Genomic DNA, 16035 nt, shown 5'->3' on the forward strand with positions numbered 1-16035 from the left:
AAAATAGACTCCTTATGATAAATTGTAACTATAAAAGTATAAAATTAAATGTATTCTTTTTTATATCTAGATTTTATAAAATGTCTTAATGCTGAAATACTGCCATAGCCTAAGTCTTTTAATATTTCATTCGGTGCTTTTCCACAATTTAATCTATATCTTATTATTTCTTTATCTCTATCAAATTGACTTACTCCTTTTTTATTTTTTGGTCGTCCAAACTTCCAAACTTTATTTTTAGCTAGATGTTCATTTTTTTTATTATCTCTTCCTATTTTTTGAATTGATTTCTTTAAAAAAACATTTAGATTATCCCTTTGTGAATATTTTATATCTGATAAAAGCAGGTATTCAAATTCCTCATTTTCTGATTTCAAGCTATGACTAAAATATTCACTAATATCAAAATATATGTTCTTAATAAAGATAATGTCTTTATTAAATTGCATACGCCGACCACATTCGGACAGCCAGCCGATTAACATCCGGACACTCAGCCGAAGTTGATTCGTACACTTTGCCGATTTACATTCGGACAATTTAATTAATTTCCGGCTGGAAAATTAAAGTAGAAGTTTTTCTAAAATTTAATTACACTTTGTTAAAAACAAGGGGTAAAAAATGAGGAGACTTTCTATGAAAAAAATTAAAGATGTATTGAGGTTAAGATTCATTACCAATATATCCTATCGTCAAATAAGCAGAGCTTTAAATACCCCAAGTTCAACCGCTGCTGATTATTGTAAAAGATTTGAAATTACAAACTATAAAATAGATGAATTTCTTACATTAGATGAAGATGAAATTTATCAATTATTGTTCCCTGAAAAATCTTTGCCAAAAACCTATAAAACAAGACCTATCCCAAATGTAGAATATATTCATAAAGAAATAGCTAAAAAAGGTGTTACCTTTGAATTACTATGGCAAGAATATAAAGAGCAATATCCTGATGGTTATGGGTGTAGCCAATTTAAAGAATACTACTACAAATATAAAAAGAGATTAAACCCAAGTATGAGACAAACATATATTCCAGGTGAAAAAATGTTTGTAGATTATAGTGGCTTAACAGTACCTATTGTAGATTTATCAACAGGAGAATTTATAAAAGCACAGATATTTGTAAGTGTATTAGGATTAAGTGGATATACCTATGTTCATGCAACAGCTTCTCAAAAAGTTGAAGACTTTATAAAATCCCATGTAAAAGCATTTGAATTTTATGAAGGGGTTCCTAAAATACTGGTTCCAGATAATCTTAAAAGTGCAATAATTTCAAATAATAAAAAAGGAATTGTGTTTAATGATAATTATGCAGAACTTTCACGTCATTATAACTTTGCAATAGAACCAGCAAGGGTAAGAAAACCCCAAGATAAAGCAAAAGCAGAACAAGGTGTACAAGGTATCCAAAGATGGATATTAGCTGTATTTAGGAATAAGACATTCTTTAATGTTGATGAGATAAATGAAGCTATATCTCCATTACTTGATATTTATAATAATAAAATTATAAAAAGGATTGGTAAAAGTAGAACTTATTTATTTGAAGAAAATGAAAAGAAGTTTTTAGAAGTTCTTCCTGCAAATAGATTTATTTATAAAGAGCTAAAAATTGCAAGTGTTAATATAGATTACCATGTTGAATTAAATAGATCTTTTTACTCAGTTCCTTTTAAATATTTAAAAGAAAAAGTAGAAATTAAATACTCTACAACATTAGTTGAAATTTATTATAAATCAAAATTAATAGCTACTCATCCAAGATTATATAAAATAAATGATTCGTCTACTATAAAAGAACATATGCCATTAAATCATCAATATCAAAATGAGAAGATGAATCCACAAAGACTTATATCTTGGGGAAGGAATATAGGTGTTGAAGCAAAAGAGTTTGTAGAAAAAAGATTAGATGAAGCACAATATCCAGTAAAAGCGTATCGCACATTAATAGCAATTTTATCATTAGCAAAACTTTATGGAAAAATAGAGTTAAATTTAGCACTAGCATATGCTCTTAAAATTGATGCAAAAAGTGTTAAGTCGATTGAATCTATTTTATCAAAAAAATTATATTTAGTGGCTGCAAATAATGTTGTAAAATCAAATGTGTTTAATAATCATGAAAATATTCGTGGTTCTGATTATTATAAATAAAATTAAGAATAAAGGCTAAAAAATGAATCAAACTACAATAATAAATAAATTAAATGATTTAAAATATGATGGATTTAAATCAGCATACTTAAGACAAATAGAAGATACAAATTATAGTAAATTAAGCTTTGATGAAAGAGTATATAATTTACTAGAAGCTCAAGAGATATTTCTTCAAAATAAAAGAATATCAGTGAATTTAAGATTGTCAAAAATAAAAGATAAACAAGCATCTTTAGAAGATATAGATTATTCTTCAAAAAGAAAAATTGATAAATCAATTATTAAAGATTTATCAAATATGAACTTTATTAGGAATCATCATAATGTAATAATTTCAGGTTGTACAGGTACCGGAAAATCATACATTTCCCAAGCTTTGGGAAATAGAGCAGTAATTGATGGATTTAGAGTTTATTATATAAGAGTTCCTACTCTTCTTGAAGAGATAAAGATTTCAAGAGCAACAGGAACATATACAAATTTATTAAAAAAGTACTCAAGATTTCAATTACTCATTTTAGATGACTTTGGAACTTCAACAATTTCAACAGATGATGCAACAAATTTATTTGAGATAATAGAAGATAGAACAGAGATAAATTCCACAATAATAACTTCACAACTACCTGTTTCAAGTTGGTATGATTATTTAAATAATGACACAGTTGCAGATGCCATTTTAGATAGGATAATTCACTCATCACATAGGATAGAATTAGAAGGAGAATCAATGAGAAAATTAAGATCAAAAATCAATAAAATTTAAAAACATTCGGACACTTATGATATAATTTTACACTTAGAAAATTTCTACTTTTAAACTGTCCGAATACTTCTGGCTGGGTGTCCGAATGAATCGGCTGGAGCATTAAATATTTTAACTAAATAGTTAATATCAATTGTAATATGGAAAATATCGAAAACAATTATATTGTCAAAATTTTTAATTTTATTTTCAAACTTTTTCCTAAATTCTAGAGTTGATAAATTTCTTCTACTTATATATTTAACATTACTAATCTTTTCATAATTACTCAGAAAATCAAAAACTCTTAATTGCTCATCTGTCAACTTAAAATCCTTATTTATTAGTAATAAAGTTTTTCTTTTTTTTTCTTTTCTCATTTTATACTTTCTTAGTTTATATAATCAATAGATACTCTAATTTATAGTATCTAAATAGGATTAATTTTCTAATTAATTCATTAAATTAATCATCACTTTCTCTTAAATCTTATTTTTTTGAAAATAAATAATTAAAAAAGGATTCAAAAGTGCATGTACAAAAATTAAAAAAAATTGAAAAAAAAGAGATTAGGGAAAGTATAAAGAAGGACTATAACAACGATTGTATACTAACTATTTCTAATAAGTTAAAAGTTTATAGTTATACCGATATATATAAGAGCTATAATATTTATATTGCTATTGATTCTATTCATATATCAACTTTTCTAAATCCTTATGATATAGAAAAAGACAAAATTAATAATTTTTATATAGAGAATAAAGAAACTAATATTATTTATATAAAAAAATTTAACTTATACATAAATAATAGTGTAAATATCAATATATTATTTCACATACAAACAAGAACTTATACTTATGAGTTTAGTGGATTACATCAATATAAATCATTGAATTCTACATTAATTTATATTTTAAGATTAGTTTATAAATCTGCACATAATGTAAAAAGAATTGATATTGCATTAGATGTATTTTCAGATAAATCACTATTTAATATTAATCCAATATTTAAGAATTTCCAACTCAAAAGTATAGAAAACACTTTATATATTAATGAAAAATATTCAAAAAATAAAAAGAAAGTAGAAGTTGTAATTTATCCTAAAATATTAAATTCTTCAAAAACATTACAAGTATATAGTGATATTACAAGAATAGAAGTACGTATGGAAAATAGTTTTCTTAAAAATAAAAAGATAAATGATATTTTTCATGAAACATCATCTATAAAAAAATTACACAAGAATTTAATTGATATATTAAACAAATGTAATATCACCTATGCAAATGAATTAAGTAATTTTAATTCTTTAAAAATAGAAGAAAGTTTATTTAATTTTATTAGATTTCTTGAATCAGATGAAAATAAGATAGAATATTTAAATTATAAGAAGTTTATAGGAGAAGTTGAAAAACAAAATAATATATTATCAAAAATTTGTAATACCTATAATATAGAATCTATGGAAGAATTTAATAGTTATATAAAAGAAAATAAATTAACTATACATAAAATTTCCAAGGAATGTAAAATTCATAGAAATACTATTTTCAAAATTTTCAAAAAATTTGTTTTTGATAACTGAAAAATATTTTAAATAGCTTTAAAACCAAGCTCAAAATCACTTTAGAAGCCAAAACTATAGAATAAACATAACATTGCTTTCTAGGTGCTTGTATGGGCTTTAAAATACATATAAATAAGATATAAATATCAATACTTTTTTAAATTCTTTGTTGGTTTTTATTTTACTACTTTTTTATAAAAATACCAAACAGATGTAAAAAATATTCTTTTATATCTATATCTTTTTTTGAGTCTTTTAATTTTGATTGATAGGTATAAATCTTATCAAGTAGTAAGTATTTTTCTATGTGAGAAAGTGTAGTGATTTTTGGAAGTATTTCTATGATGATTTTATTATCAGTAGAAAGTTTTTTACTACACAATTGTAAAAACTTCTCAGGGAATTCTTCAAATAAATTTGTTGGTTTTTCTTTGTAATCTAATTCTACTAAAAATTGAAGTTCACTCTTTGTGAAAGTTGGAATAATAGTTTTTTTATATGCTCTTAATAAAAGATTCAAGTCTCTAGCTTTATCAAAATAATCATCTGATTTTTTTAAAAACTCATATAGTTCTGGTCTACTTTCACTCCAGTTATATAAAGTTTTACTAGCAATCCCAAACTTTTTTATAATCTCACTATTTTTTAGCATATTGACCTCTTTTATTTCTATGAATAATAATAGATGGTCATATAGATATGAATATTTCATAAAATTATTTATTTAAGCTAAATAAACATATAATTAATTTTTAACATTAATTATATGTCATTATGACAAACTTTAAAAATATAATTAATAATACTTGCTTTAACGACAATCAGAATAGGAAGAATATGCAATTATTTACAATACATTTACTACAAAATCAAATTAAAAACCAAAATAAAGATTTATTAAAAAATAGATGGGATAATTTTCAAAACTTTTTAAAAAAGACTTCAGAAATAAAAGAATGGAAAGAAGAAAAATATCAGGAAGGATTTTTAAAAGATATTTTCCAAGATTGTCTTGGATATACACTTGATACTACAAATTCTAAAGAATTTAATCTTGAAAGAGAAAAGAAAAATATTAACAATAGTAAAAAAGCAGATGGAGCTATATTAGTAAATGGTAATGTTGTTGGAGTTATTGAATTAAAAGGACAAGATACAAAGAACTTTGAAACAAAAGGCAAAAATGTAATAGAACAAGCATTTGGTTATCTTACCTCTCATAGTAGAAAATTTGCACATTATGTAATAATTTCAAACTTTGATGAAATAAGATTTTACATAGATGATAAACTTAATTATCAATCTTACTCACTTTTTAATCTTACCTATGAAGAGTTTGAAGAGTTTCATTATCTACTATGTTATGAAAATATTAAACAAAATATTCCTTTACAACTAAAAGAACAACAAGCTACCCATCAAGATGATATTTCAAATAAGATTTATAAACAATATTCACAACTTAGAGTACAACTATTTAATAATTTAATTGAAAAAAATGAGAATATTGATAAAAATATTTTACTAGCTAAAACTCAAAAAATACTAGATAGAATGATATTTATATTTTTTGCAGAAGATAGAGGAATTATTCCATCTGATACAATTGATAAAATTATAGAACAGTTTAAAAATGATTATAGGCATGAATCTCTTTATAGTCATTATAAAATATATTTTGATGCAATCAATAAAGGTAATGATAGATTAAATATATCAGCTTATAACGGTGGTCTTTTTGCGAGTGATGAAATACTTGATAATCTTATAATAGATGATATTGTATTACAAGAAATTCCTTCTCAACTAAGTAAATATAACTTTAATACAGAGATAGATGTAAATATCTTAGGACATATTTTTGAGAATTCTTTAAATGATATTGAAGAATTAAAAGCATCAATAAATGATGAAAATTTTGATAAAACAAAAACAAAAAGAAAAAAAGATGGAGTATTTTATACACCTGAATATATCACAAAGTACATAGTAGAAAATACACTTGGAAAACTATGTGATGAAAAAAAAGAGTTATTAGGATTAATTGACATTAATATCGAAATACCAAAGAATCCTGCAAAATTAAATAAAACCGAATTAGCTATTGAGCAATCACTTAAAGATTATAGAGAATATCTTTTATCTTTAAAAATACTTGACCCTGCTTGTGGAAGTGGTGCATTTTTAAATCAAGCTTTAAACTATTTACTAAAAGAACATGATTTTATAGATGAAAGTGAAAAAGTATTATTAGGTGGTGGTGGATTGTTTGGTGAAGAAAAATTTGCTAAAACAGACGTAAAAAAAGAAGTATTAGAACATAATCTTTATGGTGTAGATATAAATGAAGAAGCAGTTGAAATAGCAAAACTTTCACTTTGGCTAAGAACAGTAGAAGTTGGTCGTCCACTTACAAGGTTAGCTGATAAACTAAAAGTTGGAAATTCTCTTATAGATGATAAAAGTGTAGTAAATAATGCCTTTGAATGGGAAAAAGAATTTCCAGAGGTGTTTGTACAAGGTGGTTTTGATGTAGTTATTGGGAATCCTCCATATGTTGATAATAGAGGATTTGATAAAAATATTTTAAAATATTATTTTGAAATATATATTAATTCTTTTGGTAAATCAGGAACAGATAATTTTAAAACTACTAAATTCAATTTAATTGCACCATTCATTGAATTAACTTATAAATTGTTATCAAACAAAGGATTAACAAGTTTTATTATTCATAAAAATATTTTTAAAACTAATTCGTATAGTAACATCCGAAAATTTATATTAAATAATTATAATATTAAATCTTTAACAGATTGGGGTTCTGGACAGTTTCATGATGTAGTAGCAGAAACAGCAACATTTATATTCGAAAAAAATAAGACTAAACAAAATGAAATAAAAATAGAATTTTATAAATTATGTAATAAAATAAATGAAAGTAAGGAATTGCAAGATATTTATTTAAAAAATTACGACTATATTTTCAGCATATATACAATAGAAAGTGATAGAAGTATTTTAATTAAAGCAAAAAACAATTCATTATCTCTTGAGAATATAGTAAATATCAATAATGGAATTGTAACAGGAAATGACAAGAAATATATTTTTGGAAAAAAAATAAGTGATATATTAAAACCTATAATTAGAGGTAAAGACATATCAAAATATTGTTATATCAACCCGATTGAATATATTGAATATAATAAAGAGAATTTATTAAGAGCAAGAGATGAAACTATTTTCTTGGCAAATGAGAAATTAATTATGCAAATGATAAATACACAATTTATTATTACATTTGATAATAATCAAATTTATAATTTAGGTACAACATATGCTTTAACTTTAAAAAATTTAGATTTCAACATTAAATTTATTTTATCTGTACTATCTTCTAAATTTCTAAATTGGTATTATAAAAAACAATTTACCAATGAATCAGAACTTACAAATGCAATATCAACAAAAAACTTATTTGAAATACCAATAAGAGAAATTACTTTAGAACAACAAGAACCATTTATTCAAAAAGCTGATTTAATGCTTGAATTAAATAAAAAATTACAAGAAACAAAACAAAATTTTTTAAAAGAGTTAGAACTTGAAAAAGTATCTAAAAAACTTCAATCATTTGAAACACTAGAATTCGATGAGTTTGTAAAAGAGTTTACAAAAGCTAAAAAAATAAAACTTACAAAACTAGAAGAAAGAAAATTCAAAGAGGAATGGCAAGAATTATTTGAACACGATAAACAAAAAGCTTTAGAACTTCAAACACAAATCAATCAAACAGATAAAGAGATAGATACTATGGTTTATGAGTTATATGGATTAAGTGAGGATGAGATTAAGATTGTTGAGGGTGTTTAAATGCAGAGTTATTTCATAAATCTAGCACTAATAACTGATGGTATTGGTGCTTTTCTTATCTTTTTGAGTTTTAAAAAGAGTTCTAATAAATTACATATTATTAATTCTTTTATGAACACAGAAGAAACCATAGACACTTTTGTCAAAGAAAAACTATATGCAAAGTATGGGGGATTATTAATCTTAATAGGTTTCTTAGAACAACTATCTATTATAAATATTTTCAAAGTTTACTCTTTTCAACATATTCCTGACTTTCTCATATGGACACACACTTTTTAACTATTTTTAATTGCATTATAAACTTGTTGTTGAATTTCATCAAATTTCAAGTAGACTAATTTTCCATTTGTTCTAAGTGCAAACATATGTTTAATTATATCTCTTAAAAGTTTTTGTGAGAATTTAAATTTAATATTATTTTCTTTAAGTTTTGAATCAAACTCTTTATAAATTGAGTATGATACAAATGAAATAAGAATATGAGCCTTTATTCTGGTTTCTAGCCTATGGTATATGGGTCTGATTTTAAGATCAGTTTTTGATATTCTAAATGCTTGTTCTACTGCATATTGATTATTATAGTGTTCTATAATTTCACTTGGTGTTAGTGTAAAATCATTTGTAATAAAACCTTTTATACCATCTAATTTTGAATCATTATCAACTTTTTGATTATTGATATTAAAAGTGATATCACATTTATGATCATCGATGTTAAGATATTTAGCATAGTATGATAGTTTTAAATCTTTTTTTGTGATAGATTTTGAGAATTCAATTTTTTTCTTTAATCTTTCAAGTGCTTTATCTCTATTATGTTTATCTTTCTTAGCTCTTGCCGTTGAATATGAAAGAACTAACCTTTGATTGATATTTATGGATTGTTTATTGTCATTCTCATCAGTATATGGTATATCTTTATTAAATTTAAGTGTATGAGTTACTCCATCATTTAAAAATATCAAGTTTGATATTTGCTCTTTTAAATCATTTGATATATTTTTTATTTTGGCTGCAAGGATATATTTATATCCATTATTTTCAAGATATACTAGATTATTATTGTTTAGCATTCCTCTATCAGCTACAACTACAGGTTTATTTTTTAATTGAAATTTATTTTGAAACTTTTTAAGTACATCAACTAAAGTATGTCCCTCATATTTATTACCCTCATAAACCTCAAAGCTTAATGGATATCCTTGTAGTGTTGTAAACAATCCCAGTTGTATCTGAGGACGTGCTAATTTACCCTCTTTACTAAATCCAATACGTCTAAGATCGTCTTCACTCTCAGATTCAAAGTACAGGGTTGTAACATCATAAAATGTAAATGCAATAGTTTGGTTCATTTTTGCATAAGTATGATCAAATACACATTTTTCAATTTGTAGTTTTAAATTCTCTTCATAAAGTGTATCTAAAAATCTATAGATAGCATTTTTATCTACACTCTCTTTTTTAAAATATTCAAGATAATCAATCAAATATAATTTACTACCAGGATACAGTAATCTTGATACAACAAGATTTTTAAACATCTGAAGTCTTTTACAATCCAAATCTACACTAGAACATCCCAATCGTTCAAATAATTTTCCATAGATTAATTCATCACCTATTGGTATTAAATCATTATTTCCAAGTTCTATGAATATTAACTCTTCATTTTTATTTTCATCAAATAAAGTAGGATACATTTGTTGACGCAGTTCTTCTAAACGTTTATTTGCAACATCTAAATAAATTTGTAAATCTAAATCATTTTTTACACAAGCAATAGTTTCTATAACCTTATATTTCCTATGAACTCTATCGATAATCTGAATACTGATTGTTCCACTACTATTTTTCTTCTGTCTAATATGTAAACTCATACTAAAATTGTAGCAGGTTTTAGACTATAGGACACACACTTTTATGAATTTTATAGTCTATAAAGCCCTTTAATAAGGGATATCACTTTTAGAAAAATTGATTTTTGATAAAAATGAGAAAGTCAGGAGTTATTTCATAAATCTAGCACTAATAACTGATGGTATTGGTGCTTTTCTTATCTTTTTGAGTTTTAAAAAGAGTTCTAATAAATTACATATTATTAATTCTTTTATGAACACAGAAGAAACCATAGACACTTTTGTCAAAGAAAAACTATATGCAAAGTATGGGGGATTATTAATCTTAATAGGTTTCTTAGAACAACTATCTATTATAAATATTTTCAAAGTTTACTCTTTTCAACATATTGAACTAATTTCATTGATTTTATTTGTAGTTTTTACTTTTGTATTGATACTTTCTGTTATGTATCGATTAATCAATGAAAAGAAAATATTGAAAGATGAAATTAAAAAATTTTATAAACCAAATAAATCAATTCAAAATGATGATATGATAAAAAAAGACAATCAAATAGAAAAGAACAAAAAACAAGAAGAATTAATGAAACTTTTTTAATAACTCTAAATGAACATCTAAACATATAATATTTATAAGTTTAGATGGTTAGATAAAGTTATATTTTATATAACTCTAGTTATAATTTATAAGATTAAACTTATAAAGGTTGAAAATGAGTAAATATTTAGCATATATTAGAGTATCAACTGACAAACAATCATTAGAAAATCAAAAACATAAAATTCTTGAATATGCTTATGAAAATAAAATCAAAATTGATGATTTTATTCAAATTGAAATTAGTAGTAGAAAAAATCAGAAAGATAGATTATTAGATGATGTATTTCTTAGACTAAAAGATAATGATACTTTAATAGTAACAGAATTATCTAGACTAGGAAGAAATATGCTAGAAATTTTAAATTTAATTGAAAGATTTAATAAATCAAATATTAAATTAATTTTTGTAAATCAACCTGAACTATCAACTGCAAATAATGCTCTCTCAAAATTACTACTTTCTATTTATGGATATTTTGCAGAAACAGAAAGAGAAATCATAAGTGAGAGAACAAAGCAAGGTTTAGCAGTTGCAAAAGCTAAAGGTAAAAAACTAGGTAGACAAAAAGGGCAACAAGTTACAAGTAAATATGACGAATTTAAAGATAAAATAGAAGAACTATATATATTAGGTTTATCTGTACAAAGAATCGTTGATTACATTGGAATAGGAACTCAAGCTTCATTAAGTACCTATATAAAAACAAGAAATATTTTAAGAAAGGATAAAAATGTATAAACATGATTATGATAAAAAACTTTTTAGACTTATTGATATTTTAGGTAAACTTTATAGAGAAGAAAATCTCTCTATTGATGAATATGCCCAAGAATACAATGTTTCTACAAAAACGATTCAAAGAGATTTTAATGAAAAACTTACATCCTTCCCCATTTATCAAGATGGAAAAATTTGGAAAATGAATAATGAAGAATTTACTAAATTATATTTTGATAAAAATCGTTGAACCCACTAAATATTTTAAACTGGAGCTTCTTACGTAGTCTATACAATTTTCTATATATTATCAACTCTTTTAATTAACTCAAATTCATCTGTTCCTTCTAATATTAAGTCATTACAACATTTAAGAGAAAACTCATTTATAAATTTAGCTTTAAAATTATCTATATTATTTTCATTTAAATTATCTAAATCTAAACACCATCCATAATCTTCATATATTTCTTCATTAATATTTATAAATTTTTCTATTCTTTCTATCATTAATTTCCTCTTTTAACTAAACAGGTTTATATTTAAATATTCAAATAACTCTTTAAATCTTCACAAATCATATCATCTATCCATTTTGGCTCTAGTATTTTTAGATTAGGTAACCAATATTTTATAATAGGAATTATTTCCATTTCATGGGTGATTTTAATTGAAATAATTGAACTTCCATCTTCATTTATTGATTCAAATATTTGAGAAGGTGAAATTGGTTTTCTTTTTATATATTTTGTAATATCTTTTGATATTTGTATTTTTACTTCAAATGGTTCTTTTGTGTTATCAAACCAGATACTTGAAACTTTTTCTAATATTCTATCTATTCTATCATCAATTAAAAAAGTTGTACTTAGTGTTTTTAAATTTGATATATTTTTCAAATAGTATTTTTTAATTGATTCAGTATTTTTTTCATCAATTGCTAGAAGATACCAATATCCCTCAAAGTTTACTATTTTCAGTGGTTTCAATGTAAGATTTGAAATATCTGAATTATTTGATATATAGTTACAAGTTATTTCAAATTTTGATTTTATAGCAATTTCAAGATGATGAATTATTTCTAATTTATCTTCAATATCTTCCATATTAATTTTTGCATAAATAGGATTATAATCATGATTTTTGATTTTTGATAATAGATTTTTTGCTTTAGTAGAAAATTGATTACCAACACCATCAACTAGTTTTTCCATAATATCTAAAATAACTTGTTCTTCTATTGATGTAGATTTTTCTATTTTAAAACCGTCTTGCATTTTCCAAAGTCTATTATCTTGATAAATAGGAAAAGCAACTAGTCTTTCATTGAAATCTCTTTGAATTGTTCTAGTACTTACATTAAATTCATCTGCTAGTTCTTTTACTGATAAGCTATCACCATTGTATAGTTTAGATAGTATTGAAACTAATCTTGTTAATGTTTTATCATAATCGTGTTTATATGCCATTGTTTTTACTTTTATTTGAATTTTAAATTATTCTACACAATTGTATTTTAATTGCACATATCTTTTTGTAGTTAAATCTTTATAAACCAACTCTTGGGAAATAACTCCACCTTTTTTTGGAGGTGGAGTTATTTTTATATTTCCAAGAGTTTTTGATTTTATATAAATATCAAAACCTAAAAGATAATCTAAATCATAATAATCATCATACTCTTCAACTTTTACACTTTCATTTGGTTTTACATTTTCATAATAATACTTAGGATTTTTCTCTAAAGCAGAATCTTCAATCAAACCAAAACTATCACTAGAAACTACATCTAAAGTCTCATCACTTTCATTTACAAAATATAAAGCTCCTTTATAATTTAGAAGAGAGAAAAGCACTTCTCTTTTTATAGGTCTTGGAGGAAATTCTGGATATTCCCATTTTAGATTATTTGTTCTATCTTGTTTCATTTATTCATCCTTTTTTACTTTAATCATAATATTGATAAGTAACCTTTATATCACTATAAATTTCACCAATATTTAATATATCTTCCCAGTTTAAATCACTATGGTCATAAAGAGAGTGAAACAACCAACAATGATAATCATCTTTCATAATATGATTTTCCCAAGAATTAAATTCATTATGATTAGAATCATTCCAAGGATATATACTTCTTTTTATTGAGATTCTTTTGAGATATTCATATATGATTGTTAAAAAATTATCATCATCTTTTTTATAAGAGGGATGATTTTCTTTTAACACAAATTTTATTTCTAATTCTATTTCATAATCTTCTAATAAATCATCTTTATTAGATAGTTTATAAATCAAATCTTTATCAATTTTTATAGCTTCTTTTATTAGTTTATCTTGCAAATTTTTTAGTCTAATATTTAAGCTTTGTAATTCTTTTAATTGATAAATTGTTAAATCTTTTACATCCATAATAAATTGCCTCTTCATAACTTCTAACTATTACATCATAATTATCTTGAGGAATTCTCAAGTCATCTAAATATAACTTCATTAAACCTCTCCTAAATCAATAGTATTCATATGTTTATGTTCTAAATTTCTAAAATACTTATGAAGCATTTGTTTGTTTTTTTTTGTTAATGATTTAATACTTTTCTTTTGTCTTGGAAATGAATCATGAATTGCCTTTTCATATTTCAAAAAAGTATCAATTTCTTTTTTATATGGATATTGTTCATATAATAAAGCTTCAAACTCTAAAAAACCATTTTCTTCCACATGTATAATAAACATTCCTTTATTTGTATCAAAAATATAAATACCTTGAACGCTCTCTTTCCAAGGTGTTCTTGATTTTAAATAAACTGTTGCACACCCTTTATCTTTACAATTACACTTCGAATATATAAATAGTTTATTTTGTATATATCTATTTCTAAATTCTATTTTTACGAACTTAAAGAACCTTTTTAAAAATTCTAAAAAAATTGGTGTATCATTTAGTGAGTGCATTTATCATGTCCTTATAAGTTTATATTTTCTAAATATATTGATTTTAAAATTTCTTTAGATTTTTCGCATAATTCAATTTCATGACAGCTTGGCTTTTCTGATTTTTCATATACATATTTAACAGGAACGGCATATTGTGAATGATACGAAGAACTACCCTCAAAAGGTTCAATTAACTTTACACAATAATCTTTTGACCAGTACTCTAGTTCACCTTTTAATAAAACACCATCTACTGTTGTTTCGATTTGAATTGTTTTTGTTTTTATATTTTTATTCATTTTTCATTATCCTTTTATTTTAAAACAGTCGATACATTTTTTACTGTTTTTATATTGTAATTATAAGATAGCTATGTGACAACATTATGTCTGTTTAATTAAATATTAATAACATAACTTACATTTCTACCAGCAGTTCCTTCTTTTTGTTTAATACATCCACATTCAATTAATTCAGATAAATCTCTTGATGCTGTGGCTGATGTAGTATCTGCAATACTCATATATTTTTTTTTACTTAAATTTCCTTTGAAATCATCAATTCCAATATCTAAAATAAAGTTAAGTACTTTTATTTGTCTTGCATTTAAATTATTATTTTTATATTTATCCCAAAATTTTGTTTTTTGTACAATAAAAGCTAATTTCTTTTTTGTATCAAGTAATGCTTCATAAAGTGTAGATAAAAACCATTCACACCAAATTGTAATATCAAGGTGATTATCCTCTTTTTTAATATATCCAGTTGTTTGTTCAAGTGCTTTATAATAAGCTTTTCTATTTGTATTTATAGCACTTGACATAGAGTAAAGTCTTGATATTTTTGAGTTTTCGATTTTTGATAAAACCAAATCTGTAATTGCTCTTGTGATTCTTCCATTTCCATCATCAAAGGGATGAATAATTACAAACCAAAGATGAGCAATACAAGCTTTTATTAATCCTTCTTTTGTTGAATTAAACCAAGTTAAAAAGTTATTCATTTCATCTTCAAGATTATCTCTTGGCGGTGCTTCATAATAAACTTCTTCATTTCCTGCATAGCCACCAACTATTTGCATAATATCATCACCTCTAAAAGTAGCTATATTAGTTTGATTAAATCCTTCATAATCTTTTGGAAAAATTGCACCATGCCAAGCAAAAAGTCTTTCAAGTGTTAAATCTTGATTGTAGTTTGTATTTGCATCAATTAGCACTTCAATAAGATATTCAACAGAATTATCAATCTTTTTATAATCAATATCTCTAAAACCCATTTTCTTTTGAATAGATGCTTTTACACTATCACGATTTAATATTTTTCCTTCAATTGCAGATGTTGCTATTGCTTCATTTTCAAGTGCTTCTATTTGTCTATTTATTACATTTGTATTATCCATAGTTTGAGTAATAGCTATTAAGTAGCCTTGTTCTATTGATATTTTTTGGATTAAGTCTTCTAGTTTTTTAGAATCATAGGTAAAGTGTGGATAATCTTTTTGTTGCCATATCCATTTTTTCATAAGATTTTTCCTTTATGATACGATTATTT

20 protein-coding genes are annotated in these 16035 nt (G+C 24.0%); 8 read left to right on the plus strand and 12 right to left on the minus strand.

From position 1 onward, the window contains the following. Window positions 1–44: 44 nt before the first annotated feature. Complete coding sequence (locus tag AACT_RS14775) at window positions 45–449, minus strand: hypothetical protein (protein WP_172128186.1); 405 nt, start codon at window positions 447–449, stop codon at window positions 45–47. A 187-nt stretch (window positions 450–636) separates the two neighbouring features. Here AACT_RS14775 and istA point away from each other — a divergent pair, with 187 nt between their 5' ends. Next, the gene (istA, locus tag AACT_RS14780; protein ID WP_228720489.1) at window positions 637–2163 is read left to right on the plus strand and encodes an IS21 family transposase; all 1527 of its coding nucleotides are present in this window, start codon (window positions 637–639) and stop codon (window positions 2161–2163) included. 22 nt (window positions 2164–2185) lie between these two features. Next, a complete protein-coding gene (gene istB, locus AACT_RS14785) occupies window positions 2186–2932 on the plus strand; it encodes an IS21-like element helper ATPase IstB (RefSeq protein WP_172127369.1) in 747 nt (248 codons plus the stop codon). Between the two features lie 50 nt (window positions 2933–2982). Here istB and AACT_RS14790 read toward each other — a convergent pair whose 3' ends face one another. Continuing rightward, complete coding sequence (locus tag AACT_RS14790) at window positions 2983–3291, minus strand: hypothetical protein (protein ID WP_172128188.1); 309 nt, start codon at window positions 3289–3291, stop codon at window positions 2983–2985. A 149-nt stretch (window positions 3292–3440) separates the two neighbouring features. On the opposite strand from AACT_RS14790, the gene AACT_RS14795 reads away from it, so the two are divergent. Then, complete coding sequence (locus AACT_RS14795; protein ID WP_172128190.1) at window positions 3441–4505, plus strand: hypothetical protein; 1065 nt, start codon at window positions 3441–3443, stop codon at window positions 4503–4505. Window positions 4506–4671: 166 nt separating this feature from the next. On the opposite strand, the gene AACT_RS14800 is transcribed toward AACT_RS14795, so the two are convergent. Continuing rightward, on the minus strand, window positions 4672–5139 hold the full coding sequence (locus tag AACT_RS14800) for a hypothetical protein (RefSeq protein ID WP_172128192.1): 468 nt from the start codon (window positions 5137–5139) through the stop codon (window positions 4672–4674). Window positions 5140–5324: 185 nt separating this feature from the next. On the opposite strand from AACT_RS14800, the gene AACT_RS14805 reads away from it, so the two are divergent. Together AACT_RS14805 and AACT_RS14810 are read left to right on the plus strand one after the other, a co-directional pair. Continuing rightward, window positions 5325–8363 carry an Eco57I restriction-modification methylase domain-containing protein gene (locus tag AACT_RS14805; RefSeq protein ID WP_172128194.1) on the plus strand — a complete coding sequence of 1013 codons (3039 nt, stop codon included), beginning with the start codon at window positions 5325–5327 and terminating at the stop codon, window positions 8361–8363. Next, the gene (locus tag AACT_RS14810; protein WP_172128196.1) at window positions 8364–8645 is read left to right on the plus strand and encodes a hypothetical protein; all 282 of its coding nucleotides are present in this window, start codon (window positions 8364–8366) and stop codon (window positions 8643–8645) included. Here AACT_RS14810 and AACT_RS14815 read toward each other — a convergent pair. Continuing rightward, window positions 8642–10243: an IS1634 family transposase gene (locus AACT_RS14815; protein WP_172124149.1), complete on the minus strand. Its 1602-nt coding sequence runs from the start codon at window positions 10241–10243 to the stop codon at window positions 8642–8644. The two genes, AACT_RS14810 and AACT_RS14815, sit on opposite strands and share 4 nt — an antisense overlap. Window positions 10244–10340: 97 nt before the next feature. On the opposite strand from AACT_RS14815, the gene AACT_RS14820 reads away from it, so the two are divergent. The 3 genes from AACT_RS14820 to AACT_RS14830 all read left to right on the plus strand — a co-directional run bounded on the left by AACT_RS14820 (window position 10341) and on the right by AACT_RS14830 (window position 11794). After that, window positions 10341–10823: a hypothetical protein gene (locus AACT_RS14820; protein ID WP_172128198.1), complete on the plus strand. Its 483-nt coding sequence runs from the start codon at window positions 10341–10343 to the stop codon at window positions 10821–10823. Between the two features lie 115 nt (window positions 10824–10938). Next, window positions 10939–11565, plus strand: a complete 627-nt coding sequence (locus tag AACT_RS14825; protein ID WP_172128200.1) for a recombinase family protein — start codon at window positions 10939–10941, stop codon at window positions 11563–11565. Then, the gene (locus AACT_RS14830) at window positions 11558–11794 is read left to right on the plus strand and encodes a DeoR family transcriptional regulator (protein ID WP_172128202.1); all 237 of its coding nucleotides are present in this window, start codon (window positions 11558–11560) and stop codon (window positions 11792–11794) included. Before AACT_RS14825 ends, AACT_RS14830 begins: the two co-directional genes overlap by 8 nt. A 50-nt stretch (window positions 11795–11844) precedes the next feature. Here the strand turns inward: AACT_RS14830 and AACT_RS14835 are convergent, their stop codons facing one another. The 8 genes from AACT_RS14835 to AACT_RS14870 form a co-directional block, all read right to left on the minus strand. Then, entirely contained in the window at window positions 11845–12054 is a 210-nt protein-coding gene (locus tag AACT_RS14835) for a hypothetical protein (protein WP_172128204.1), read from the minus strand. A gap of 32 nt (window positions 12055–12086) precedes the next feature. Next, window positions 12087–13013 carry a helix-turn-helix transcriptional regulator gene (locus tag AACT_RS14840; RefSeq protein WP_172128206.1) on the minus strand — a complete coding sequence of 309 codons (927 nt, stop codon included), beginning with the start codon at window positions 13011–13013 and terminating at the stop codon, window positions 12087–12089. Between the two features lie 27 nt (window positions 13014–13040). After that, complete coding sequence (locus AACT_RS14845; RefSeq protein WP_172128208.1) at window positions 13041–13472, minus strand: hypothetical protein; 432 nt, start codon at window positions 13470–13472, stop codon at window positions 13041–13043. Between the two features lie 19 nt (window positions 13473–13491). After that, the gene (locus tag AACT_RS14850; RefSeq protein ID WP_172128210.1) at window positions 13492–13956 is read right to left on the minus strand and encodes a hypothetical protein; all 465 of its coding nucleotides are present in this window, start codon (window positions 13954–13956) and stop codon (window positions 13492–13494) included. Further along, window positions 13898–14038, minus strand: a complete 141-nt coding sequence (locus AACT_RS14855; RefSeq protein ID WP_172128212.1) for a hypothetical protein — start codon at window positions 14036–14038, stop codon at window positions 13898–13900. The genes AACT_RS14850 and AACT_RS14855 overlap by 59 nt, the downstream gene beginning before the upstream one ends. Beyond that, a complete protein-coding gene (locus AACT_RS14860; RefSeq protein WP_172128214.1) occupies window positions 14038–14499 on the minus strand; it encodes a hypothetical protein in 462 nt (153 codons plus the stop codon). The genes AACT_RS14855 and AACT_RS14860 overlap by 1 nt, the downstream gene beginning before the upstream one ends. Before the next feature lie 11 nt (window positions 14500–14510). After that, entirely contained in the window at window positions 14511–14780 is a 270-nt protein-coding gene (locus AACT_RS14865) for a hypothetical protein (protein WP_172128216.1), read from the minus strand. Between the two features lie 98 nt (window positions 14781–14878). After that, a complete protein-coding gene (locus tag AACT_RS14870) occupies window positions 14879–16006 on the minus strand; it encodes a Fic family protein (protein WP_172128218.1) in 1128 nt (375 codons plus the stop codon). Window positions 16007–16035: the final 29 nt, after the last annotated feature.

The sequence above is a fragment of the Arcobacter acticola genome (assembly GCF_013177675.1).
GTDB classification, from domain to species: Bacteria; Campylobacterota; Campylobacteria; order Campylobacterales; family Arcobacteraceae; genus Aliarcobacter; species Aliarcobacter acticola.